The sequence below is a fragment of the Campylobacter sp. 2457A genome (genome assembly GCF_020135895.1).
Taxonomy (GTDB): Bacteria; Campylobacterota; Campylobacteria; order Campylobacterales; family Campylobacteraceae; genus Campylobacter_D; species Campylobacter_D taeniopygiae.
In genome coordinates, this window is sequence record NZ_JACHTO010000007.1 from 13425 (window position 1) to 37227 (window position 23803).

The 23803-nt window shown below is 30.7% G+C and carries 26 protein-coding genes; 14 read left to right on the forward strand and 12 right to left on the reverse strand.

What is annotated here, in order from left to right; all coding sequences use genetic code 11:
- Nucleotides 1–28 precede the first annotated feature (28 nt).
- From H2280_RS03415 to H2280_RS03425, 3 genes are read left to right on the forward strand one after another with little or no spacing between them, the layout of a single operon-like run.
- Nucleotides 29–1150 carry a DUF829 domain-containing protein gene (locus H2280_RS03415; protein WP_337215677.1) on the forward strand — a complete coding sequence of 374 codons (1122 nt, stop codon included), beginning with the start codon at nt 29–31 and terminating at the stop codon, nt 1148–1150.
- A complete protein-coding gene (locus H2280_RS03420) occupies nt 1147–2529 on the forward strand; it encodes a cytochrome P450 (RefSeq protein WP_337215678.1) in 1383 nt (460 codons plus the stop codon). Before H2280_RS03415 ends, H2280_RS03420 begins: the two co-directional genes overlap by 4 nt.
- On the forward strand, nt 2510–2926 hold the full coding sequence (locus H2280_RS03425) for a hypothetical protein (protein WP_137623783.1): 417 nt from the start codon (nt 2510–2512) through the stop codon (nt 2924–2926). The genes H2280_RS03420 and H2280_RS03425 overlap by 20 nt, the downstream gene beginning before the upstream one ends.
- Here the strand turns inward: H2280_RS03425 and acpS are convergent.
- Nucleotides 2923–3270, reverse strand: a complete 348-nt coding sequence (acpS, locus tag H2280_RS03430) for a holo-ACP synthase (RefSeq protein ID WP_337215679.1) — start codon at nt 3268–3270, stop codon at nt 2923–2925. The two genes, H2280_RS03425 and acpS, sit on opposite strands and share 4 nt — an antisense overlap.
- On the reverse strand, nt 3270–3806 hold the full coding sequence (gene fliL / locus H2280_RS03435; protein ID WP_137623781.1) for a flagellar basal body-associated protein FliL: 537 nt from the start codon (nt 3804–3806) through the stop codon (nt 3270–3272). Before fliL ends, acpS begins: the two co-directional genes overlap by 1 nt.
- A 113-nt stretch (nt 3807–3919) precedes the next feature.
- Here fliL and H2280_RS03440 point away from each other — a divergent pair, with 113 nt between their 5' ends.
- Both H2280_RS03440 and H2280_RS03445 read left to right on the forward strand, forming a co-directional pair.
- The gene (locus tag H2280_RS03440; RefSeq protein WP_137623780.1) at nt 3920–5290 is read left to right on the forward strand and encodes a phosphomannomutase/phosphoglucomutase; all 1371 of its coding nucleotides are present in this window, start codon (nt 3920–3922) and stop codon (nt 5288–5290) included.
- 38 nt (nt 5291–5328) lie between these two features.
- Nucleotides 5329–5706 carry a DUF1090 family protein gene (locus H2280_RS03445; protein ID WP_137623779.1) on the forward strand — a complete coding sequence of 126 codons (378 nt, stop codon included), beginning with the start codon at nt 5329–5331 and terminating at the stop codon, nt 5704–5706.
- 58 nt (nt 5707–5764) lie between these two features.
- Here H2280_RS03445 and rsfS read toward each other — a convergent pair whose 3' ends face one another.
- Both rsfS and nadD read right to left on the reverse strand, forming a co-directional pair.
- The gene (gene rsfS, locus H2280_RS03450) at nt 5765–6085 is read right to left on the reverse strand and encodes a ribosome silencing factor (protein WP_337201036.1); all 321 of its coding nucleotides are present in this window, start codon (nt 6083–6085) and stop codon (nt 5765–5767) included.
- Nucleotides 6086–6113: 28 nt separating this feature from the next.
- Complete coding sequence (gene nadD, locus H2280_RS03455) at nt 6114–6659, reverse strand: nicotinate (nicotinamide) nucleotide adenylyltransferase (RefSeq protein WP_137623777.1); 546 nt, start codon at nt 6657–6659, stop codon at nt 6114–6116.
- 60 nt (nt 6660–6719) lie between these two features.
- Between nadD and gap the strand changes: the two genes are divergently transcribed.
- From gap to H2280_RS03480, 5 genes are read left to right on the forward strand one after another with little or no spacing between them, the layout of a single operon-like run.
- Nucleotides 6720–7718 carry a type I glyceraldehyde-3-phosphate dehydrogenase gene (gene gap, locus H2280_RS03460; protein ID WP_337215680.1) on the forward strand — a complete coding sequence of 333 codons (999 nt, stop codon included), beginning with the start codon at nt 6720–6722 and terminating at the stop codon, nt 7716–7718.
- A 1-nt stretch (nt 7719) separates the two neighbouring features.
- A complete protein-coding gene (locus H2280_RS03465; RefSeq protein WP_137623775.1) occupies nt 7720–8919 on the forward strand; it encodes a phosphoglycerate kinase in 1200 nt (399 codons plus the stop codon).
- Nucleotides 8920–9591: a triose-phosphate isomerase gene (locus H2280_RS03470; protein WP_337215681.1), complete on the forward strand. Its 672-nt coding sequence runs from the start codon at nt 8920–8922 to the stop codon at nt 9589–9591.
- A gap of 3 nt (nt 9592–9594) precedes the next feature.
- Nucleotides 9595–10419, forward strand: coding sequence for an enoyl-ACP reductase FabI (gene fabI / locus H2280_RS03475; protein ID WP_137623773.1), 825 nt, complete (start codon nt 9595–9597; stop codon nt 10417–10419).
- Between the two features lie 3 nt (nt 10420–10422).
- Nucleotides 10423–11931 (forward strand): hydrogenase small subunit, encoded by a 1509-nt coding sequence (locus H2280_RS03480; RefSeq protein WP_337215682.1) that lies wholly within the window; start codon nt 10423–10425, stop codon nt 11929–11931.
- Between the two features lie 32 nt (nt 11932–11963).
- Here H2280_RS03480 and H2280_RS03485 read toward each other — a convergent pair whose 3' ends face one another.
- The 5 genes from H2280_RS03485 to H2280_RS03505 are packed head-to-tail and all read right to left on the reverse strand — an operon-like array spanning nt 11964 to nt 17714.
- A complete protein-coding gene (locus H2280_RS03485) occupies nt 11964–13295 on the reverse strand; it encodes an MmgE/PrpD family protein (RefSeq protein ID WP_337215683.1) in 1332 nt (443 codons plus the stop codon).
- An 8-nt stretch (nt 13296–13303) separates the two neighbouring features.
- On the reverse strand, nt 13304–14671 hold the full coding sequence (gene purB / locus H2280_RS03490; protein ID WP_337215684.1) for an adenylosuccinate lyase: 1368 nt from the start codon (nt 14669–14671) through the stop codon (nt 13304–13306).
- Nucleotides 14668–15840 carry a cystathionine beta-lyase gene (metC, locus tag H2280_RS03495; RefSeq protein ID WP_337215685.1) on the reverse strand — a complete coding sequence of 391 codons (1173 nt, stop codon included), beginning with the start codon at nt 15838–15840 and terminating at the stop codon, nt 14668–14670. Before metC ends, purB begins: the two co-directional genes overlap by 4 nt.
- Before the next feature lie 12 nt (nt 15841–15852).
- On the reverse strand, nt 15853–17349 hold the full coding sequence (gene dcuC / locus H2280_RS03500; RefSeq protein ID WP_337215686.1) for a C4-dicarboxylate transporter DcuC: 1497 nt from the start codon (nt 17347–17349) through the stop codon (nt 15853–15855).
- Between the two features lie 2 nt (nt 17350–17351).
- Nucleotides 17352–17714 carry a RidA family protein gene (locus H2280_RS03505; RefSeq protein WP_137623767.1) on the reverse strand — a complete coding sequence of 121 codons (363 nt, stop codon included), beginning with the start codon at nt 17712–17714 and terminating at the stop codon, nt 17352–17354.
- Nucleotides 17715–17835: 121 nt separating this feature from the next.
- On the opposite strand from H2280_RS03505, the gene H2280_RS03510 reads away from it, so the two are divergent.
- Complete coding sequence (locus tag H2280_RS03510; protein ID WP_337215687.1) at nt 17836–18504, forward strand: helix-turn-helix transcriptional regulator; 669 nt, start codon at nt 17836–17838, stop codon at nt 18502–18504.
- Here H2280_RS03510 and H2280_RS03515 read toward each other — a convergent pair whose 3' ends face one another.
- Both H2280_RS03515 and H2280_RS03520 read right to left on the reverse strand, forming a co-directional pair.
- Nucleotides 18505–18975: a Cj1386 family hemin-binding protein gene (locus H2280_RS03515; RefSeq protein ID WP_137623765.1), complete on the reverse strand. Its 471-nt coding sequence runs from the start codon at nt 18973–18975 to the stop codon at nt 18505–18507. It lies immediately after the preceding gene.
- Nucleotides 18976–19032: 57 nt separating this feature from the next.
- Entirely contained in the window at nt 19033–20457 is a 1425-nt protein-coding gene (locus H2280_RS03520; protein ID WP_337215688.1) for a catalase, read from the reverse strand.
- Between the two features lie 179 nt (nt 20458–20636).
- Here H2280_RS03520 and H2280_RS03525 point away from each other — a divergent pair, with 179 nt between their 5' ends.
- From H2280_RS03525 to H2280_RS03535, 3 genes are read left to right on the forward strand one after another with little or no spacing between them, the layout of a single operon-like run.
- Nucleotides 20637–20954, forward strand: coding sequence for a DUF2325 domain-containing protein (locus H2280_RS03525; protein ID WP_137623763.1), 318 nt, complete (start codon nt 20637–20639; stop codon nt 20952–20954).
- Complete coding sequence (locus tag H2280_RS03530) at nt 20954–21640, forward strand: hypothetical protein (protein ID WP_337215689.1); 687 nt, start codon at nt 20954–20956, stop codon at nt 21638–21640. The genes H2280_RS03525 and H2280_RS03530 overlap by 1 nt, the downstream gene beginning before the upstream one ends.
- Complete coding sequence (locus H2280_RS03535; RefSeq protein ID WP_137623761.1) at nt 21631–22122, forward strand: flavodoxin; 492 nt, start codon at nt 21631–21633, stop codon at nt 22120–22122. Before H2280_RS03530 ends, H2280_RS03535 begins: the two co-directional genes overlap by 10 nt.
- Nucleotides 22123–22150: 28 nt before the next feature.
- Here the strand turns inward: H2280_RS03535 and H2280_RS03540 are convergent, their stop codons facing one another.
- Complete coding sequence (locus H2280_RS03540) at nt 22151–23788, reverse strand: 4Fe-4S dicluster domain-containing protein (RefSeq protein WP_337215690.1); 1638 nt, start codon at nt 23786–23788, stop codon at nt 22151–22153.
- Nucleotides 23789–23803 lie beyond the last annotated feature (15 nt).

Genomic DNA, 23803 nt, shown 5'->3' on the forward strand with positions numbered 1-23803 from the left:
AAAAAATAGTTTAAGAAATTGATTTTTTATGGATAGAGAAGTATTTTATATAGCAGGATATGATCCTAAAAGTTATAGATATTATTATGATTTGTTTAAAAAAAATTTAAAAAAATATTCCAATCAATTTGATATTCAAGCCAGTATAAGTAAAGTTGATCATCATAAAACTTTTCCTTTTTTTCAAGTCGATACTCAAAATGTAAAGCTTAAATATCATTTTTTAACTTGGAATGATATAGTAAAAAAAAATTGGTCAGAAAGTTATTTGGATGCTTTAAAAGACTGCTACAGTTTTTTTAGAATTTATACGATCACAGGTCTTTTTATCAAATTTGGTAAAGAATCAATTTATCAATTAATCACTGGATATTATCCATTTTTTTATGTACTTTTTTCTTTATTTTTTTCTTTATTTGCTGGTTTTGCAGCTTTTTTTCTTGCAAAAAATTATATACATTTTTCTTTTTCCATTATTTTAGGAATTTTGCTTTCTTTTTTAATTTTTCGCTTTTTGTTTAAACTTGGTAAAAAATTAGCAGTATTTTGGATAGCTAGAATTTGTGCTTTTTGTGCAAATTGGCACTATAAAAAACAAGGCTTGATGGAAGAGAGAATCAAAATATTTTCCAATACAATCTTGCAAAATTTAAAGCAGAATGAAAATAATGAAAACTATGAATTAATTTTAATAGCTCATAGTGTTGGAACGATAGTTTGTATTGAGGTTTTGGATTTTATTTTAAAGCAAAATTTAGAACAAAAAATATTAAATAAGCTAAAGATTATTACTTTGGGCGAGTGCATTCCTTTGGTGAGTTATCAAAAAAAGTCCAATGATTTTAGAAAAAAATTAGAATTTGTTTCTCAATTTGATTTAAAATGGTATGATTACACTTCGGTTATTGATGGAGCGTGTTTTCCTCAAGTTGATTTTTTTCGTACAAGTGGTGTCAATGCGAAATTTACTCCGCATTTTTTAAGCGCTAAATTTCATACTTTGTATGAAAAAAATGAATATAAAAAAATCAAAAAAGATAAAAACAAAGCACATTTTTTATATCTTTATAGTCCAAGTATTAAGGGCAGTTACGATTTTTTTAATTTTGTTTTGTCATCTCAATTTTTAGAAAAGGAAATAAAAATATGAGCAGGTGTCCTTTCTACCCAAAACCTTATAAAAATAAGGCTTCAACTTTTTTAACCTTTTTGCTTAAGCGTAGATCTTGGCTTGATGGGCTTTATGAGCGTAGCTATAAAATGCAAACAGGCTATGTTAAAATGCCTAATTTTGATCTTTATGTGATCAATGATACCAAAGAAGTAAAAAGAATGATGGTTGATGAGGTTAAAGAATTCCCAAAAAGTGCCTTTTTGCATGAACTTTTAAGCCCACTTTTAGGAGAAAGTATTTTTACAACCAACGGAGAGGTTTGGAAAAAACAACGTGAGCTTTTAAGACCTAGTTTTGAAATGACACGCATCAATAAAGTTTTTAATCTCATGAGTGAAGCTGTAGCAGATATGATGGAGCGTTTTAGTAAATATCCGGATAATTCAGTGATTGAAGTGGATGAAGCTATGACTTTTGTTACAGCCGATGTTATTTTTCGCACTATCATGTCTTCTAAGCTTGATGCACAAAAAGGTAAAAAAATTCTTGATGCTTTTGTGATTTTTCAAGAACAAAGTGTGCATACGGCTATGCGTCGCATGTTTTATTTTCCAAAATGGCTTTCTTATATTCTAGGAGATCGCAAACGAGCGAAAGCAGGAGATACTATAAGGCAAGTTTTAAGCGATATTATAAAGCCCCGCTATGAGGCTGTCAGTTCAGGAGAGTTGGGAAAATTTGAAGATATTTTAAGTTCTTTGCTTTTGGTGGTTGATGCAGAAACCAATCAGCGTTTTTCATTTGAGGAAATTTTAGATCAAGTGGCTATGCTTTTTTTAGCAGGTCATGAAACTACGGCTAGTTCTTTAACTTGGACGCTTTACTTACTTAGCCTTTATCCCGAGGAACAGCAAAAAGCTTATGAAGAAATTATTGAAATTTTAAAAGATGATACTATTGAGATTTCGCATTTGAAACAATTTAAATATTTGACTAATATTTTTAAAGAGTCATTAAGACTTTATCCTCCTGTGGGATTTTTTGCAAGAGAAGCCAATAAAGACACCATTGTAAGAGATAAAACCATTAAAAAAGGATCAGGAGTTGTAATAGCACCATGGCTTATACATCGCCATGAAAGTTTTTGGCAAAATCCTAATGACTTTAATCCTTCGCGTTTTGATGAAGAATATAAAAAAGATGCATATTTGCCTTTTGGTATGGGAGAGAGAATTTGCATAGGGCAAGGTTTTGCAATGCAAGAGGCTATTTTGATTTTAGCTAATATTTTAAAAACTTATAAATTAGAATTAGAAGAAGGTTTTACTCCTGATGTGGTAGGACGCTTGACTATTAGATCAGCAAATGGGATGAGAATTAAATTTAGAAAAAGGGATGTTAAGGGTGAAAAATAGAAATCGAGCGATTTTTTTTCATTTTAAGCATAAAATTAAAGGGAGTTTAAGGGAAAAGTTAGCGGGAACTTTATTGCTTTGTGCTATTGTTCCTTTAGCGGTTTTAGGTTATATTTTTATTGTAATTGTGGGAATTTTTTTCAATACCGCACGTGCTAGACAAGGCGTAAGGGCGCTTGATCATTTTGTCAATGCAAGTTTGTTTAATGGTTATGCTTGGGAGAGTGTGTCTTCTCATGCGTGGAGAGAAAGAAACCATAAAAAGTGGGCTAGAATAGTCATTAAGATTACGGATTTTTTTCAAAAAGATCATTGTAAAAGGGCTAATAAAAGAGAGCAACCAGTTGTTGATTTTATACTTTCAAAGAATTTAGATAAACAAACTATAGGAAATTAAACTAAGACAACGATAGCAATGGCAAAACCGCCATCGTGTGAAATGCTAAGAGATGTTTGCTTGATGCAAAAATGATCCATAATTTTTTTAGAATATCGAAGTTTGGGAGCATTTCTTTCATCTTTGTCAATTTCTATATCTAAAAATCCACAAAGATCGCAAATTCCAGTCCCCAAAGCTTTACTGGCTGCTTCTTTTGCTGCCCAAAGTCCTGCTAAATTTGCAGAACTTTTGATCAATAATTGCTCTTTGGGACTTAAAAATTTATCTAAAAAAAATTTTTCATGCCTTTGATAAATTTTTTCTATTCTGCTAATAGCAACAATATCGCAACCTACACGCATCAAGACACAACAAAATCTGTAAAATAAACGTTTTTAATAAAACCATCGGTTAAAATTTCATTGATTTTACCCACCAATTCATCTTTTAAACGTTCTTTTCCTTTTTGAGTGCTGATTTCTTCAAATGTTTTTGAAGTTAAGGTTCTAATGATAATATCACGAATAACTGGCACTTTTTTATCGAGTTCAGGCTTTAAAAGTTCGCTATTTTGTTCTAGCTCTATTGTGCATTTTACGTATCTTGAGCCACTATCGCTTAAGAGATTTAGCGTGAAAGGATCAAGAGGATACATAGGACCTATATTAGCATAATCACTACCGCGTTGAGTTGGAACTGAATTTTTTGTTTTATTTGTTTTAACTTCTTCTTTAGGAGCTTCTTTGATCTTTGTTTCATCACTAGAGCTACTTGAAATAAGCCAAGCTATAACACCCATAATACTTAAAAGCAATACAAAAAGTAAAACAACTATGATAATAACAAGCATTCCGCCTTTTTTCTTTTTACCTTCTTCGTTTTCTAATTCTTCATCCATAAAAATTTCCTTATTTAGTGAAATTAATGTAAAATTGTATCAAAATTTTCTTTATCTTAATAGTTAAAATTTATTATATTGAAAAATTTTTTAATTATTTTAAGGATTTGCATATGCTTGATGTGATTTTTAGAGAATACGATATACGCGGACTTTATGGAAAGGAACTTCACGAAAAAAGCGTTAAGGCGATAGGTTATTGTTTGGGTCAGACTATGCTTAAAAGATCTTGTAAAAATGTAAGTGTGGGTTATGATGCAAGGTATAGTGCTAAAGAACTTTTTGGATATTTGGTTAGTGGATTAAATAAAGCCGGTATTAAAGTTTATAATATAGGGCTTGTTCCAACTCCACTCGGGTACTTTAGTCTTTATGAGGGGTTGAAATTTGATGCAAATATCATGATCACAGCTTCACACAATCCAAAAGAATATAATGGCTTTAAAATTACCATAGGTAAGGAAAGTTTTTTTGGAACTGAATTAAAAGAATTTTCTAAAGAAGTCTATAAGCATTTAGATGATGAAATAGAAGATAATTTTGATACACAGTCATACGATATTTTAAGTCTTTATGTGGAATTTATGACTAAGCAATTTAGTTTTTTAAAAGATTTTCACTATAAATTTGCTATTGATTGTAGTAATGGAGCAGCTGGAGTTGTGATAGAGCCGCTAATAAAAGCTTTAAATTTAAAAGCCCATCTTATGTTTGCCAATCCTGATGGACAATTTCCAAATCACAATCCTGATCCAACAGAAGAACGAAATTTAGAGGCTGTGAAAAATTTCTTAAGTCAAAATGAAGATTATGGACTTGCTTTTGCATTTGATGGCGATGCCGATAGAATAGTGGCTTTAAGCAAAACTCATATTTTTTGCGGAGATGAGCTTTGTTATTTGTTTGCTAAAAATATCCCAAATCCTAGAATTTTAGGAGAAGTAAAATGCAGCAAAAATCTTTTTGATGAGGTTGCCAAATTTGGAACTATTTTTATGGGAAAAACTGGACATTCAAATATTAAAAAAATGATGAAAGAAAAAGATATTGATTTGGCTGCAGAAGTAAGCGGACATATATTTTTCAAGCATAGATATTTTGGATATGATGATGGAATTTACGCCTTTTTAAGAGCTTTAGAACTTGTTTATAAAGGTTTTGATTTAGAGGGTATGATTAAAGAATTGCCTAAATTATACACTACGCCGGAAATTAAAATTCCAGTAAATGAAGAAGAAAAATTTCAAATCGTTAGCGAATTTCAAAAAGCAGTTGAAAAAGGTGCCTTAGAGGGTGTAAAAAGTCTTTGTGAAATTGATGGAGCAAGAATTGATTTTGGCTATGGTTGGGCCTTACTTAGAGCGTCTAATACAAGTGCATATCTTATCACTCGTTTTGAAGCAAATTCATTAGAGCAAGCAAATGAACTTCAAGATAAAGTAATGAATTTGTTTAATCAAATAAAAGCCAAGCTTAAGAGTTAATTAAGTAGTATTTGAGATTTTATTTTAAGGAGTGATTGATGAAAAAAATATGGATTTTAATAGCCGCATTATGCACTATGGCGTTTGCAAATGAATGCGATAAAAAAATAGAACGCATCAATAAAGAAATAGAATTTGCAAAAATTCATAATGATAATGCGAGAAAATTAAGCCTAGAGCTTGCTTTAAAAGAAGTTAAAAATGACTGCAGTAAAGATCCTCTTTTTTACGATAAAAAGCTAGAGGCTAAAAAGCTAAAAGAGCAAGAAGTGGAAAAAATAGAAAAAGAACTTCATGCTTTAGACGAAAAAAAGGATTATATGAGTAAGGTTGAGTATAAGGCTAAGAAAAAGGCTTTAAAAGAGCAAAAACATCAAATTAAAAAAGAAATTGAAGAATATATTGATCATCTTTGATTTGAAAATTTATTCTCTATGGTTTAAAAATCATAGAGAATGTTTGTTTTAATTAGTTTTATTTTTTTTTCAGACTTTCTAATAATTCTTCTATATTATAAATTCCCCTATGTTCAGGTGTTAAAAGATGGATTAAAATATCACCCAAATCAATCACACTCCATTCTTCACTACTGTCTATATTTAAAAATTCTTCACCTTTGCTTTTGAGTTTGGTTTTTAGCTCATCAATTAAAGATAAAGCGTGTTTTTCTCCCAAGGTTGCAGCTATAATAACGTATTTTACAAAATATTCTTCTTTACTCATATCAAAAGTTTTTATATCTTCTGCTTTTTTTTCATCTAAAATTTTAACAATTAAATCAATTCTTTCTTGCATTTTTTTCCTTTAATTTTTTGAAATTGTATCAATTTTTTTGAAATTTTTTATAATAATTTCGCACTTCATCTTTAATTTTTTCACACACTTCATCAGTATTTAGGGTGTTTCTTATAAACGAAGAGGCTATTTTAATATCGGTTTTTAAATCTTTAAATTGTTCTGGAATTTCTATATTATCTCGTTTAGCGATGACAAATTCAACCAAAGAAGCTAATTTTTCAAATTGATGCCAAAGATGGAGTTTTTCTAAATGATCAGCACCAATTAAAAAATAAAATTGACTTGGCTTATAAATTTTATAAAGATATTCTACACTTTCTATGCTTGGGACTGGGCGTTTTTGCTTGATTTCAAAATCACAAATTTTTACTTTGTCTAAATTTCCCCAAAGTTTAATCACCCATTCTAATCTTTTTTCCTCATCAGCAAAAAATCCTTTTTTAAATGGATTAATAAAAGTTGGCATGATAATTAATTGATCAATGTCAATAGTTTTTAAAGCTTCTTTTATGACAGCATCATGCCCTTTGTGTGGTGGATCAAAGCTGCCCCCAAAAAGTGCGATTTTCATCTATTTTTTAACCTTTTTTTAGTAGAATATTAACATAAAAAATTTGCAAAGGAAAATAAAATGGCCGTAAAAGTTGCTATTAATGGTTTTGGACGCATAGGCAGATGCGTTGCGAGGATAATTTTACAAAGGAATGATATAGAGCTTGTAGCGATTAACGATACTACCGATATAGAGCTTGCAAAATATCTTTTTAAACATGATACGGTCCATGGAGAATTCAAAGGAAGTGTAGAAAGCGAAGATGATGATTTAATAATCAATCATAAAAAAATCAAGGTTTTTAAAAGTCGCAGTGTTAAAGATCTTGATTTTGCAAAATATGGAGCCCAAATTGTTTTAGAATGCACAGGAGCGCATTTAACAACAGAAAAATGTCAAGAATTTTTAAACATGGGCATAGAAAAAGTTATAATGAGTGCTCCCGCAAAGGATAATACCCCTACTTATGTTTTAGGTGTTAATTCTGATCTTTATCACGGCGAAAAAATTATTTCCAATGCAAGTTGCACCACAAATTGCTTAGGGCCAGTTTGTAGAGTTTTACAAGATAATTTTGGAATCAAAAAAGGACTTATGACAACCATACATGCTTATACTAATGGTCAAAGCATTATTGATGCTAAAGCTAGAGATAAGCGTCGCTCACGTGCTGCGGCGCAAAATATTATCCCAACTTCTACAGGTGCTGCTAAGGCTATGAAACTTGTTATGCCAGAGCTTGATGGAAAGCTTCATGGCCAAAGTATGCGTGTTCCAGTTGTTGATGTATCAAGCGTTGATTTAACTGTTTTGCTTGATCGTAAAGTTAAAAAAGAAGAAATCAATGACGCTTTTAGAAAGGCTTCGGATTCAAATTTAAAAGGTCTTTTAATGGTGGATGATGAAGAGCGTGTTTCAAGTGATTTTATCACTTGTTCTTATGGTGCGATTGTAGCCAGTGATTTGACTCAAGTTATAGCGGATGATTTGATAAAAGTGATCGCTTGGTATGATAATGAATGGGGTTATTCAAGCCGTTTAGTCGATATGGCCGTTTATATTGCAAATAGGAATTAAAATGAATGGCATTATTTCTATTAAAGATCTTGACTTAGATCATAAAAAAGTTTTTATAAGATGTGATTTTAATGTTCCTCAAGATGATTTTTTAAATATTACAGATGATAGACGTATTCGTTCAGCTATTCCTACTATTAGATATTGTTTAGATCGTGGTTGTAGTATTATTTTAGCTTCACATTTAGGCCGCCCAAAAGAACTTAATTCTAAATATTCTTTAGATCCTATTGCTAAGCGATTATCAAGGCTTTTAGATAAAGAAATCATAATGGCTAAAGATGTTATCGGAGATGATGCAAAAAACAAAGTTTCTACCTTGAAAGCGGGTCAAATTTTAATGCTTGAAAATTTACGTTTTGAAAAAGGTGAAACTAAAAACGACAAAAATTTAGCCAAAGAGCTTGCTTCTATGGCACAAATTTATATCAATGATGCCTTTGGGGTTTGCCATAGAGCACATGCGAGTGTTGAAGCTATCACTGAATTTTTTGATGAAGATCATAAAGGAGCAGGATTTTTACTCCAAAAAGAAATTGACTTTGCGATCAATTTGATTAAACGTCCAGTACGTCCCTTTGTTGCAGTCGTAGGGGGTTCTAAAGTGAGTGGAAAATTACAAGCTTTGACAAATTTGCTTCCTAAGGTTGATAAGCTGATTATTGGCGGAGGTATGGCTTTTACTTTTTTAAAAGCTTTAGGATATGATGTGGGAAATTCGCTTTTAGAAGAAGAGCTTTTAGAAGAAGCGCATAAAATTTTAACTAAGGGCAAGAATTTAGGAGTGAAAATTTATTTACCTGTAGATGTTGTTGCTGCTCCTTCTTGTTCTCAAGAAGCGCCTATGAAATTTTCACCCGTTCAAGAAATTCCTAGCGGTTGGATGGGGCTAGATATCGGACCTGCTAGTGTAAGGCTTTTTAAAGAAGCGATTTCTGATGCACAAACAATTTGGTGGAATGGTCCAATGGGTGTTTTTGAAATTGATAAATTTTCAAAAGGCAGTATAAAAATGAGTCATTACATCAGCGAGGGGCACGCTACTTCTGTTGTGGGCGGAGGAGATACGGCTGATGTGGTTGCACGTGCTGGTGATGCGGATGAAATGACTTTTATTTCAACAGGTGGAGGTGCTTCTCTTGAGCTTATAGAGGGTAAAGAACTTCCAGGTATTAAGGTTTTAAGAGCAAAGGAGAATTAAATGATTTTTGCTGCAAATTTAAAGTGTAATCATACCAGGGCAAGTTTTAAAAATTATGCTGATGTCTTAAATAAGACCATGGGTACAAAATGTGACGATATTATCGTTTTTCCACCTAGTATTGCTTTTTTGGAGTCTCAAACCAACTTTATACAAGGAGCACAAAATTTTTATCCTTGTGTTAATGGAGCTTTTACAGGCGAACTTGGAAAAGAGCATTTAGATGAATTTGGCATTAAATGTGTTTTAATCGGGCATTCTGAAAGACGAATTTTAGGAGATGAGGCTTTGATAAAAACTAAGTTTGATTTTGCAAAAGAGCATCGTTTTAAAATAGTTTTTTGCATAGGAGAGGATTTAACAACAAAAAATTCAGGTAAAACCTTGGAATTTTTAAAATCCCAACTTGATATAATTGATTTAAAATATGAAAATTTAATCATTGCTTATGAGCCTATTTATTCTATCGGAACAGGAGTGAGTGCAGATATTAAAGATATTAGCAGCGTTCTTGAGTATTTAGCCACTTTAACTCAAGCACCTTTGCTTTATGGTGGAAGCGTGAATGAAAGCAATATAAAAGAAATTTTAAGTATTAAAGAATGCGGAGGAGTTTTGATAGGCTCTGCTGCTTTAAAGGTTGAGAATTTTATAAAACTAATCAAAGGATAAAAGATGATAATGAAAGGTAAAAAAGGTCTGATTGTAGGAGTTGCTAACAATAAATCAATTGCTTATGGTATAGCAAAAGCTTGTCGCGAACAAGGTGCAGATTTAGCTTTTACTTTTTTAAATGATGCCTTGAAAAAACGCGTAGAGCCTATTGCTGAAGAACTTGGTTCTCATTTTGTTTATGAACTTGATGTTAATAATGAAGAACATTTATCTAGTATTGGAGATAAAATTAAAAAAGATTTGGGAAATATTGATTTTCTTGTGCATGCAGTTGCTTACGCTCCTAAAGAAGCTTTGGAAAATGATTTTTTACAAACTTCAAAAGAAGCTTTTGATATAGCAATGGGAACTTCTGTGTATTCTTTACTTTCTTTAACCCGTGCGGTTTTACCCGTTTTGAATGAGAATTCTTCTATTTTGACTTTAAGCTATCTTGGCGGGGTAAAATATGTACCACATTATAATGTTATGGGTGTAGCAAAAGCAGCACTTGAAAGTTCTGTGCGTTATTTAGCAAGAGATTTGGGTCTTAAAGGAATTCGTGTAAATGCTATTTCAGCAGGTCCTATAAAAACTTTAGCCGCTAGTGGAATAGGGGATTTTAGAATGATATTAAAATATAATGAAGTCAATGCACCACTAAAACGCAATGTTAGTATAGAAGATGTTGGAAATTCAGCGATGTATTTACTCAGCGATTTATCTCGCGGGGTTAGTGGAGAAATTCATTATGTAGATGCAGGATATAATATTATGGGAATGGGTGATGTTGAAAAAGATGAACAGGGTAATACTGTTCTTTGCTGGGATAATATAAAAGGATAAAACATGGCAAAGCTTAGCAATGAAGAATTAAAAATAATACTTCAAAATCGTATAGTTGAAATTGAAAATTCAGGTTTAAAAGATGAGAAGATTATCAATGAAGAAAGTGTAAAAACTATTGTTAAGCATTTATCTTTAGGAAATGAAATTCCATCTTTGGCTAAACAATTTTTTGAAATCGCTCCAAAAATGAAAGTAGTTTGGCTTCATCTTTGTGAGTGCACCGGTTGCAGTGAGAGTTTATTGCGTTCTGAATTACCGAGTTTTGATGAATTTATATTTGATTTTTTTTCTTTAGAATATCATGAAACTTTGATGGCTGCAAATGGAACAAAAGCCGAAGAACTTATAGAAGATATTTTAGATCAAGATTTTCTTTTGGCTGTTGAAGGTGGAGTTGCTGCGATTGATACCTTTTTCTTAACCATAGGTGCTAATGCTGAAAGTGGTCATGAAATTTTACAAAAATTAGCTAAAAAAGCTAAGGCTATTTATGCAATTGGAACTTGCTCTTCTTATGGGGGAATTCAAGCTGCATATCCAAACCCTAGTAAGACTTGTGGAATTTCTGAAGTCTTAACTCAAAAAGTGGTTAATATCCCAGGATGTCCTCCAAGTGATGTAAATATTGTTGCAAATTTGGCATTTTTTGCACTTTTTGGAATTCTTCCGGAATTAGATGAGCAAAATCGTCCTGTATGGGCATATGGTAAATGTTTGCATGATATGTGTGAAAGAAAAGCTAAATTTGAAAGCGGAATTTTTGCAGAACATTTTGATGATGAAGCGGCTAAAAATGGAGCCTGCCTTTTTAAAATAGGTTGCAAGGGTCCTTATACTTACAATAATTGTCCAAAAGTTAAATTTAATTCTAAAACCTCTTGGCCAGTTGCCTCTGGGCATGGTTGTATCGCATGTAGTGAAAAGAATTTCTGGGATGAATTTGGCAATTATGAAAAACCTATGGCAAACATTTTTTCTTATGCAAAATTGCAAAATAAAGATTTCTCAACTCAATTTATTTTAGAAGAGCAAATCAAGACTTTATCGAGTATAGATTTTGAATTTGAAACCAATATAAAGCTAATTTTGCAAAATATAGCTAAAAATAAATTAGGAGCTTTATTGGTTGAAAATTATAAAAAAAGTTTTGAAGCAAACTATGCCTTTATAGAGAAAAATTTTGATGAAAGTTCAAATATTTCAAGTGATTTTTGGAAATATCTTGAAATTAATTTTATTTTAGCTAAGGGAGAATTTTTAAAAAATAAAGAAGATTTTATAAATGCAGCACAGAATTATACTTTTAAACATGCTAGTCCTTATGATTTTAAATTAAATTTGAGTGGTGAAAAACCTAAGCTTGATGTAAGTAAATCTTTTCGTATGCCTTTAATTTATCTTTGCGGTGGGCTTGATTTTGAAGGCATTGCTTTTAGTGTTTTAAAAGCTTTTGAAAAGAGTGTTAAGGATGTGCTAGAATTTAACAATCCAAAAATTGTTAATCTATAAGTGGCTTTTGTTTTTTAAACAAAAGCCTTTAACTAGAGTGTAAAATCTTTTTGATTTTCTAAATTCATAATTTGTTTTAGCACATTATGAGCTTTTTCTTTTGTAAGGCTCATTTTGGCATTGTTTAAAAATTTTTCTTTTAATTCTTCAAAGCTTAAAGGGTTATCAAAATTTCCTCTATTAATAAAAACATCTTTTTGAATGACTTGTCCATTTTGCAAAGTTACTTTTATATGTCCTGGAAAATATTTTGGAAATCCTGTAGATTGTTTTTTCTCATAAGTGATTTTTTGTGCAAAATTTATAAGTTCTTTACGCGTTAAATTTTCATAAGAATTTAATGTAATTTTACCATCAAAAAAACCTAAAGCCATTAAAAAAGGTAAGGAAAATTTAGCTTCATAGGCAGTTTTTGGTTGATATTTTTTTTCAATTGGATCACAAACAAAAGAAATAGGAACCTCATCAACAAAACAATGGATATTTTTTATTTCATCGGCTTTTAAACCATCATTTTTTAAAGAAATAGCACACTCAATAAAACCATGCGTAAAATGGCAGCTTGGATAAGGTTTGATAGAAACTTGCATGATCTGCCAAAGTTGACCTAAAGCTTTATCAAGTTCTGTTTTATCTGAGTTTTCTTCTATGCCAAAGCATTTAAAAATATTATCTCTTCCTTCAAAAATACTCAAAGGCCCACTCATATTATTTTTAGCTAAATTTGCAACCAAAATACCATTTTTTACAACATTTGCTAAATGTAAAACTTTAGAATTAGATCCATTGGATAAAAATTCATTCACTCCACTTGCAAAACTTCCAGTAAGACCCAAGGCATTGATAATTTGCTCCTTGTTTAAATTTAGCAAAACCGCACTTGCACTTACACTTCCAAAAATTCCAGCAATAGCACTTGTGTGAAAACCACGTTTATGAAAACTTCCTTTACTCGCAATACCCACTCTAGCGGCTATTTCCCAACCAATAATAAAAGCTTTTAAAATTTGTTTTGCGTCTTTGCAAACACTAAAACCATAGCTTAAGCAAAGTGGAGTTAAAAAAGCACTAGCATGTAAAATCGCTTCTGTGTGAGTATCATCAAAATCAAGAGCATGAGAAGCGATTGAATTAAGCATGGCTGCATTAATGGCATCTATTTTTTGCTCTTGTCCCCAAACGATTGTATTTCCTTCGGTTTTTAAGGCATTTAAAGCATTTAAAACACATTCTTCTTTGTGGGCAGCTAAGGCTGTCCCAAGGCTATCAAGCATGAGTTCTTTAGCTCTGCAAATTACATTTTGAGGTATATCATCAAAATGTAATTTCATAATAAATTCAGCTAATTTTTCACTATAAAACATTTGCTTTCCTATTTCAAAATAGCACTATTTTTGATTTTTGCTAAAAATTCATCCACAAGTTTTGGTGCATAACCTACATAAGTAGTTGCGTCAAGTAAAGCATCAATTTCTTTTTCTTTTAAAACTTTAGAAACTCTTTTATCAGCTAGTAAAACTTCTTTGAAAGTTTTTTGTTTTTCGATACCTAACATAGCATTTTCATAAACGATTTCATGCGCATGTTGTTTGCCATAGTGATCACTTAGAGCAAACATAACGCGTTCTGCCAAAACAAAACCATGAAGAGTATTTAAATTTTTAAGCATTTTATCTTTCTTCACTTCTAAATCACTTAAAGCAAATTTCATATTAGCTAAAACTACAGAAAGCATTAAAAACATTTCAGGTAAAAGCTTCCATTCCATTTTCCAAACCTGCCCATCTCTTTCGTGTTCGTGTCTTTCTATATCGCTAAGTATGGCTAAATTTGCTTTTAAAGCATTGCTTACCGTAACAGCATTTTCGCTGACTGCAGGATTTCTTTTATGAGGCATAGTGCTAGATCCTACTTGACCTTTTCCAAAAGGTTCTGCTACTTCATCAATTTCATTGTGTGAAAGTATAAGAAGTTGATGAGCGATTTTATTGAAAGTTGCATTGATATTACCTAAAACATATCCTAATTCTATAAAACGATCGCGTGCAGGTTGCCAAGAAATATTTGGCACACAAAGACCTAAATTTTCTAAAGTTAGTTTTTCAACTTCATTAGCCTTTTCGCTTAAGCTTGCTTTAGTTCCAACAGCCCCTACGATACTTCCAACATAAAGTCTTTTTTCAAGTTCTAATATTCTTTCAAAATGACGATCAAGTTCGCTAAGCCAAATAGCAACCTTGTGTCCAAAGGTTATTGGTAAGGCTTGTAAAGCCAAGGTTCTTCCCATCATTGCAGTATTTTTGTGAGTTTTAGCAAGTTTTACTAAGGCTTTTGCAATAGCTTTTAATTCTTGCTTAATAATTTGCATGGCTTCTTTAAATTGCAATACAATACCTGTATCAATGATGTCTTGAGTGGTAACTCCAAAATGAACAAATTCGCCTAAATTATCTTTACAAGCTTTTTCTAATCCTCTTACTGTAGGAACTAGGGGATGCTTTGTTTTTTTAAATTCTGCAAAAATAAATTCCATGTCCATAAATTTATAATATGCTTTTTTAGCAATTTCATCGGCTGCTTTTTTAGGGATGATTCCAAGTTTTGCTTGAGCTTTTGCTAAAGCTGCTTCAACATCAAGCCATTTTTGAATGCGATTTTCTTCGCAAAAAATAGCACGCATTTCTTGAGTACTCCAAGAGTCTGCTAATAATTTATGATCAAATACACTTATTCCAGTCATTTTTTCTCCTTTTTAATTTTTTCAAAAGCTTGTTCTAAATCAGCTACAAGATCTTTAGTATCTTCTAATCCTATGTGAAATCTCACAAATGGACCTCTCTTACTCCAATCACTTGCGGTTCTAGGAGGGGTTGTTACCGTAGCTAAGCTTTCATATCCACCCCAACTTGCTCCTATAGAAAAATATTTTAAATAATCCACAAAAGCAATGGCATCATTTTGATTGTATCCATCATTGAATTCTATAGTGATCATTCCATTGCTTCCTTTATGATCACGCATAAAAATTTCATGATTTGGGTGAGATTTAAGTTTTGGATAAAAAATAGTTTTAATTTCTTTTCTAGTTTTTAGAAATTCAACTATTTCATCAGCGCTTTTTTCATGGGCTTTCATTCTCACATCTAAAGTTCTCATTCCTCTAAGTACTAGATACACATCATCAGGGCTTGTAGTAAAACCAAAAGCTTCTGGAAGTTCGTTGAAATTTTTCCATTCTTTTTGGTTGCAAATGACTATACCCATGGTAACATCTGAATGTCCGCTTAGATATTTTGTTGCTGCGATAACGGAAATATCAACTCCAAGCTCCAAAGGATTTAAAAAATATCCACTTGAATAAGTATTATCAATAGCAACTGGGATATTATGAGAATGTGCGATTTTGCAAAGCTTTGGCAAATCAATGATTTCATAAAGTATAGATCCTGGACTTTCACATAAAATCAGCTTAGTGTTAGCTTTGATTTTTTCCTCTATATCGTTCGCATCAGCTTTTAGAAAATCAACTTCAACGCCCATTTTTTCTAAAAATTTATCACAAATGGTTCTAACGGGTCCATAAATTGCATCCGTAATTAAAAAATGTGCGTTTTTGCTCGCATAATTTAAAAGCACCATAGCTAAAGCTGCAAGTCCAGTAGGGAAAAGTTGAGCTCTGTATCCACCTTCTAATTCGCAAATGAGTTTTTCAAGTTCAAAATTAGTAGCTGTACCTCTTGCTCCATAGCTTAAAACTCTTTCAGTTTTTCTTAATTCTCTATATTTTTGCCAAGTTGCATGATCTTTAAAAAGTATAGTCGATGCACGCATTAAAGTTGGATTTACTGATCTTACTTCGGCATTTTGATCCCCTCTTCCTTGATGGATTAATTTAGTTTTTGGTTTCATTTTTTCTCCTTTTTAAAGATAAATATAAGTCATTATGATATTTACAATACTTGCTACTAGCATAGGAATAGCTGTTCTTTTTATCACTGCAAAGGGACTAACTTTTGTCATGGCAGATATAGCTAAAATTGCAGGAGCAATAGGGCTGACACATCTTCCAAAACCTGTCATAATTTGAATAGGTGCTATCATGGAAATGGTTTCAACTCCAAAATGCTTTGCTATATTTGGGATAAGTGAAGCAAAACTGAAAAATGCCGCATTTCCAGACCCCATTAAAAAAGCACAAAAAGCGAGAAGTATAGAAATAACAACAATAATAGCTAGTGCTCCAAAACCTGCATTTTTTAAAATTTCTATCAAAGTATCTACAAAACCAACCGATAAAAGTCCGCTAGCGAATACTTGACCGCAAACAATAAGTGAAACTGTAATCACAAACAAATGTCCCATGCCTTTAAAGAAAATCATTATTGAATTTAAAGTTTCAATAACGCTTTTATAGCGTATCATCTCAAAAATAATTGCTATAAAAGTTGAAATCATCATAGCAACAGAAACATTGATTTTAATGCTTGATTGATAATGAATTTGTAATAAAGCCAAAATACTATCAAGTACAGAGCTAAAACCTAGGATTAAAATTAAAGGTACGATAGGTAAAAGAGCATATATTCTAGGTGGTTTTTTGACTTCTTTTACTTTATTTTCGTTAAGTTCTTCTTCAACTTTTTTAGGATCGAAAACAAAATGTTCTTTTTTATCAAAAAAATAATTGCAAAGATAAATAGAAATTCCTACAGCTATAATGATGGGTAAAGTTGTGGGAAGTTGATAATGAACGAAATAGAATGCAGGATCGATCTTAGCTACATTTGAAGCCATGATGACATTGCTACTTCCAGGCCCATGATCGATATATTGACAAATTGCAATTACACTTAAAGCAGAAAGTTTGGAAACTCCCGTTCTAACCAATATCGGATACATAGTTACCATTAACAAAAGCGCTAAACCAGCATGAGAAGGTATAAAAAGAACCAAAAATTGAGAAATAAAATATGCAAGTATAAGCAAAATATAGGGTGATTTTACCATTTTTAAAGGTTTTTCAAAAACTTTAAAAAGAGCATAAGAAGCACCAACATGATCCATGTAAGCAGAAAAACCTGCTATACACATCAAAGTAAGCCCAAGACCTGCTAAAGTGCTTGATAAAGTTTGATTAAAAACTTCAAAAATATTAAAAAAACCTAAATTTAAAGATCCTTTTTCAAGGATAGGGTGCCCTAATTTATAAAAATCTATACTTTTTAAATAAGTATAAATGTGAGGATAACTTATTTGAATATTTGATTCTGGAAATATACGGATTAAAAACGAAGTAATTGTTGTTATGCCAAGTAAAAAAAATCCACTTAAAAGCAATGCCATATGAGCATTGACTTTTTTATAAAGTATGAAAATAAGTAAAAAAATACTTAAAAGTGAAAAACCAAGACCTAGCATATTTATCCTTTTAAAGCGATAACTTCTATCTCCACTTTTGCTCCTTTTGGTAAATCTTTAACTGCAAACGCACTTCTTGCAGGATAGGGAGCTTGAAAAAATTCAGAATAAACCTCATTAAAAGCAGTAAAATCTGAGATGTTAGCTAAAAAGCAAGTTGTTTTTAATACTTTATCGTAAGAAATTCCATTTTCTTCTAAAATGGCTCCAATATTTTTTAACGATTGTTTGGTTTGTTCTTTTATATCTTCACTTTCTATTTCTCCAGAATTAGGATTTATAGGAAGTTGTCCTGAAATAAATAACAACCCATTAGCCTCTCTATAAGCTGAATAAGGTCCAATAGCTTTTGGATAATTTGACATTTTTTTCTCCTTGAGTATTAAATTATTATTGTTATAATAGAATATTATCATTTTAAGAATAATTTGTCAATATTTTATTATTATGATAATAAAATATTATTTATTTTTTAAAGGAAAGCTTATGGATGAAAAACAGAAGGAACAATTTATCAAATTAACAAAATTTTTAGGGCAAGTTTTAGGTAAACAATACGAAGTTGTTTTTCATGTCATAGATAAAAAAGGTGCTTATATCGCTGCTATTGAAAATAATCATATTAGCGGTAGAACCCTAGAATCTCCTTTGAGTGCTTTTGCAAGCGAACTTATACAAAAAAAAGCTTATTTAAACAAAGATTTTTTACATGATTATAAGGCTTTAATTGGAAAAAATAAACTCGTAAGAGGTTCGACTTTTTTTATAAAAAACGCTGATAAACTCGTGGGAATTTTATGTATAAATCATGATACAAGCGTTATAAGAGAGGTAATTTGCAAAATCATAGATATAGAAAAATTAGACGATATGGACGAATTTCTAAGCCAAGATGAAAGCAGTAATTTAGAAATTAATGGTTTGGCCAATGTAGAAACGTTGAGTCGATCTATAGAAGAAATTTTAGCTCAAAATATTGATATGAGTTATTTAAATTCAAATTATCAACTTAGCATTACTCAAAAAGAAGAAATCGCAAAAACCCTTTATGAAAAGGGTATTTTTAATATCAAAGGTGCTGTATCTATCGTTGCAAAATTTTTAAAAATTTCAGAACCTAGCGTTTATAGGTATTTAAAAAAGTTTAAAAAATAATCATTTTCTTTTTATGAAATTCAATACAGCAAAAGAAATTTTCTTTAAGAAACTTTTTTTAGAATTTTTTAACAAAAAGGCTGAAATTTCTTTGCGTCCAAACATTAAAGCAAAGGTGTAAGGAGTCATACCCAATCCATTATTTTCATCAATATTTGCACCATGTTCTACCAAAAGCTTACACATAGGTAAATATCCTTTAAAACAAACTCCAGCAAGCGGGGTTTGTCCGCGATCATTTTTTTCATCAACCTTTGCACCTTTTTCTAAAAGCATTTTTGCGCTTTCATAAGAGTTATTATAAGCGGCTAACATAAGCAAGGTATCGCCTTTATGAGTTTTTAGATTGACATTTAATCCTGCTTCTATCATTATTTTAAGATTTTTATGGTCATTATTTCTAGCAAAATTAAAAGCCATATTGCATAATTGTTCAAATCTTTTTTCTTCTTCTATGCTAAGAGTTGTCATCTTTTTTCCTTAAATATTAATAATCTTTATTTTACCGCCTAAGGCGGTAAGTAAAAATTATTTTTTTAAAGCTTTTTTAACCCCATTGGCATAATCAGGTGAAATTTTTTCAAAATGCTTTAAAGCTCTATCTATAATTTTTTCATTAACATCTTCCATGGAATTAGCAATATTTTCAAAAAGTTGCTCTTTTTGGTTTTCATTCATAAGATTAAATAAAGCTCTTGGTTGGGTGTAAAAATCTTCATCAAGCGGGGCATGTCTTTGTGCTGATCCTTCTAAAAATAAATTAGGCTCGAGATAACTTCTATCTTCTTTTGGACTATCATCATAACTGTTTGGCTCATAATAAGCTTCTTTATTTTTATAGCTATCGCTATTCATTGCTCCAGCTACATTGTAAGTGTTTGTTTCATTTTTCGGGCGATTAACGGGCAAAAGATGATAATTTGTACCTATTCTATATCTTTGCGCATCAGGATAACTAAATATTCTAGCTTGAAGCATTTTATCAGGACTAAAACCTATTCCAGGAACTATATTGCTAGGACTAAAAGCAGCTTGTTCGACTTCATTGAAATAATTTTGTGGATTTTTATTTAAAATCAATTCTCCAACATCCATTAAAGGAACAACACTATGTGGCCAAATTTTTGTTAAATCAAAAGGATTGAATCCAAGTTTATCTGTATCTTTTTCAGCTAAAATTTGAAGTTGGACTTTCCATTTTGGAAAATCGCCTTTTTCAATAGCATTGTAAAGATCTCTTTGATGACTTTCTCTATCTTTGGCGATCAATTCTTGGGCTTCTTTATTGCTAAGATTTTTGATTCCTTGTAAGGTTTTAAAATGGAATTTAACCCAAAATCTTTCATTTTTATCGTTGATAAAGCTATAAGTATGACTTCCAAAACCATGCATATGACGATAAGTTGCAGGAATTCCTCTATCACTCATAAGTATAGTAACTTGATGTAAGCTTTCAGGGCATAGAGTCCAAAAATCCCAAGCAGCATTGTTGCTTCTTAAATTACTGCGAGGATCTCTTTTTTGAGTGTGAATAAAATCAGGAAATTTATACGCATCGCGGATAAAAAAAGTTGGAGTATTGTTACCCACTAGATCCCAATTACCTTCTTTGGTATAAAATTTAACAGCAAAGCCACGAACATCGCGTTCAGCATCAGCAGCACCTAATTCTCCCGCAACTGTTGAGAAACGTAAAAAGAGCGGAGTAACTTCGCCTTTTTGAAAGACTTTAGCCTTAGTATAAGCGGATAAATCAGCAGTGATTTTCATTTCCCCATAAGCTGCACTACCTTTAGCATGTACTGTGCGTTCAGGAATTCTTTCTCTATTTTGATGTGCAAGTTTTTCAAGTAATAAATAATCTTGTAAAAGTAAAGGTCCTTTTGCACCAGCACTTAAAGAATTTTGATTATCAGCGATAATATTTCCAAAATCATTTGTCATTCTTTTCATTTTTAATTTCTCCTAAATAATAATTTTTATTAATTGATAAATTGTATTCTAATAAAAATTAAAATTAACTTAATTAATTGACAAATTTTGAAATAAAATTTATTTTGATAATAAATTTCAAAATAAATTTAGTTAATTCATATTATAATAATAATTATCAAAATATATAAGGAGGATATATGTCGGTTTTAGTTATCGGTGCGGATGAAATTACTCCTATAAAGGCTGTTTTGCATGATTTGGGTGCTAAGAAAATTGAACATTGGGACGCGCGTAATGAAAATAGAGTTAATCGCAAACCTATTCCTTGTGATACAGAGTGTATAGTTATGCTGACAAGTTTTTTAAATCACAATACCATGAGAAAAATTAAAAACGAGGCTAAAAAAAGAAAAATTCCATTAGTTTGTGCTAAAAGAAGTGTCAATTGTGTGTATTGCGAGTATTGTAAAATTTTTAATTTAAATAAAGAAATGTGCGATTTTAAAGGATTTTAATGTTGTTTGGTTTTGAAAAAAATAGAGAAATAATTCCTGAAATCTATCGTTCTTTAGATAAAAAATATCTTATAATGACTTTTTTAATTCAATATAATTCTTGCGTAGAAGATGAGATGAAAATTCCTCTTATTTATGGAAAACAAGCCAAAAGCATTCAAGAAGCTTTTGATAATTTTATAAAAGATATTTCCAAAGCAAAATTTGGAAAAATTAAAACTATTTTTAAAAGTAATGAATTTCAAGAAAGAAGATTGATTTTTCAAACAAGAAATTTAAAAAAATACAATTTAAATCAAATTCTAAAATTTTATCGCAATGGATTATATTTTGATGCGCAAAGTTTATTTAGTGATTATGTGTATGATAAAATTTCTAGGCAAAATCCAGATGAGATGATTGATCAGCAGGGAAATATTATTGTGGTAAATAAAAAATTTGCTATTTGGGCACTTTGTAAGAAAATTGATATCTATAATTTGAAAATTGAAAATGAAATTCAAAAAATATCAACTTTTGTTGAAAAAAATAATTTTGAAAAATTATACATTGTTTGCCCTCGCAATGAAAATTTTAAACATTTTATTGAAATAAAACATTTTTTGTATGATTTAAACAAAACTATGGTAAAATTAGTTCCGTATAAAATATCAAATCAACTTATAAGGAGAAATAAATGTCAGTAGCAGTAGTTTATGGAAGTGCTATGGGTAACACCGAAGGTGCAGCGAATATGATCGCTTCAAAATTGGGAATCAGTGATGTATTAAATATTGCAGATATTGATGCAGCTAAAATCAATTCTTATGATAAACTAATCTGTGGAACTTCAACTTGGGGAAGTGGAGATTTGCAAGATGATTGGGATGGCTTTGATTTTTCAGGACTTAGCCTTAGTGGTAAAACAGTAGCTGTTTTTGGTATGGGTGATAGCGAAAGTTATTCTGATACTTTTTGTGGCGGTATGGGAAAATTAGCTGAAAATTTAAAAAATGCAGGTGCTAATTTAGTTGGAGAGGTTTCAACTGATGGCTATAGTTTTGAGGCAAGTGATGCTGTTGTAAATGATAAATTTGTAGGTCTTGCTTTAGATAATGACAATCAAGAAGATCAAACAGAAGCAAGAATCGATGCTTGGATAGAGCAAATTAGATCTTATTTTGCATAATAATTAAATATCGACTTTTAGTCGATATTTATAAATTACTCATACTTTTTATCATTATTTTTGCCTTACATTCTGCACAGCAATAAAGTGTTTTAATTTTATTTTGATCTTCTTTAAATTTAGGTTTCATAAGTTCTGCTATTTTTTGCACAGCTTTTTTAGTAGCAAATTCTTTTCCGCATTCTATACATGCAAAAAGTTCATCTTTTGCCATCGTTTGATATTCAAAAAACTTAGGATTGAATTCCATCCCACTTCTTGTTAGCTTTAAGGTATCTTTTTCAGCACAGCTCATTTCACAATACCCACAAGTAGTGCAAAGCGAAGCATTAAATTTTAAAGCATTTTCTTTATGATCTGCGATTAAAGCCCCTACGTTACAAGCTCCAACACAAGAAAGACAAAGGGTGCAAGTTTGAGTATTGATTTCTATTTTACCATATCTTATCCAATCTCCGCTTTTTAAAGAACCAAAATCATCATTTTGTATAAGTTTTTGTATTCTTTTAGAAAAATTTTCTCTTGTGCTAAGAGTATTATTATGAAATTCAAAGTATAAATCTTCTAAAAATTCTTGTTGCTTTAAATGAGTATTTAATTCTTCATTAGCAATAAAAATAGCTTTTTTATTAAATTTTCTCTCAAAAAAAGTATTTAAAAGTTCTATAGCTTCATGATTTCCTTGAGATAGTGTTTGAGTGAAAAAGACTATATTAGCACCGCTACTTTGTAAAAGAGCTAAAAAATGCATAGGAGTAAGCCATCCATCTTTTATGATTAGCGGTAAAGTGTTTTTTGGAAGTTCTAAATTTAAATTTTCTAGAGGAATTTTTTCTGAAATGAGTAAAATTTTATTTTTTTTTAAAAAGTTGCAAATTTCAAAAAAGCTGTTTCTAGGTAAATTAGTACTATCAAGCGATCCGCTAGGACAAATGCTAATACAAGAACCACACTCCAAACAATCTATTTGTGAAAAAATTAGATTTTTATTTTCATCATCTTTTAAAATAGCTGTTGTGGGACAAATTTCAACACATTTAGCACAGTGCTCACTACGCCTTGAATGATATTGGCATATATTTAAATCATAGGAAAAATAATTTTTGTAAGTGTAATTTGGGATAATGCTATTTAAAAATTCAAGCAGAGCTTCTTTATTTTTGAAATTTTGCATATCATAGCAGCCACTTTGCCTTGAAAAATCTTTTCTTAAGAATTGGTGATTGAAAATTAAAATATCAAAATCAATTTCTATTTCATCGGATATTATCGCACATAATTCTCCTATAGTCCCAAAAATACCTTTGACTTCTTCATTTTTTAAAGCAATGACTTTAAAATCATTTTTTTTCAAAAAATCAACAAGTTCTTCTTCTAGATCGATAAGAATAATGCGTTTTTGAATGGGTTTATTGTCTTCAAAATCAAGTCCAAAATCATAAATATGATTTCTAATTTGATAGAGTTTTAAAATATTTTTAGCCTTTTCTAAAGTATCATCTTGAGAATTTCTAAGGTAAAAATTAATTTCTGGAGCGTAGATGCTAGATTTTTGTTTTTTATCATTAGAGATTAAAACTTCTATATCTTTATTTGTTTCCCAAATTTCAATTTCATCAGGCAAGGGGATTAAATCTTTATTTTTTATGAAAACAAATTCTTTCATTAAGTTTTTCCTCTA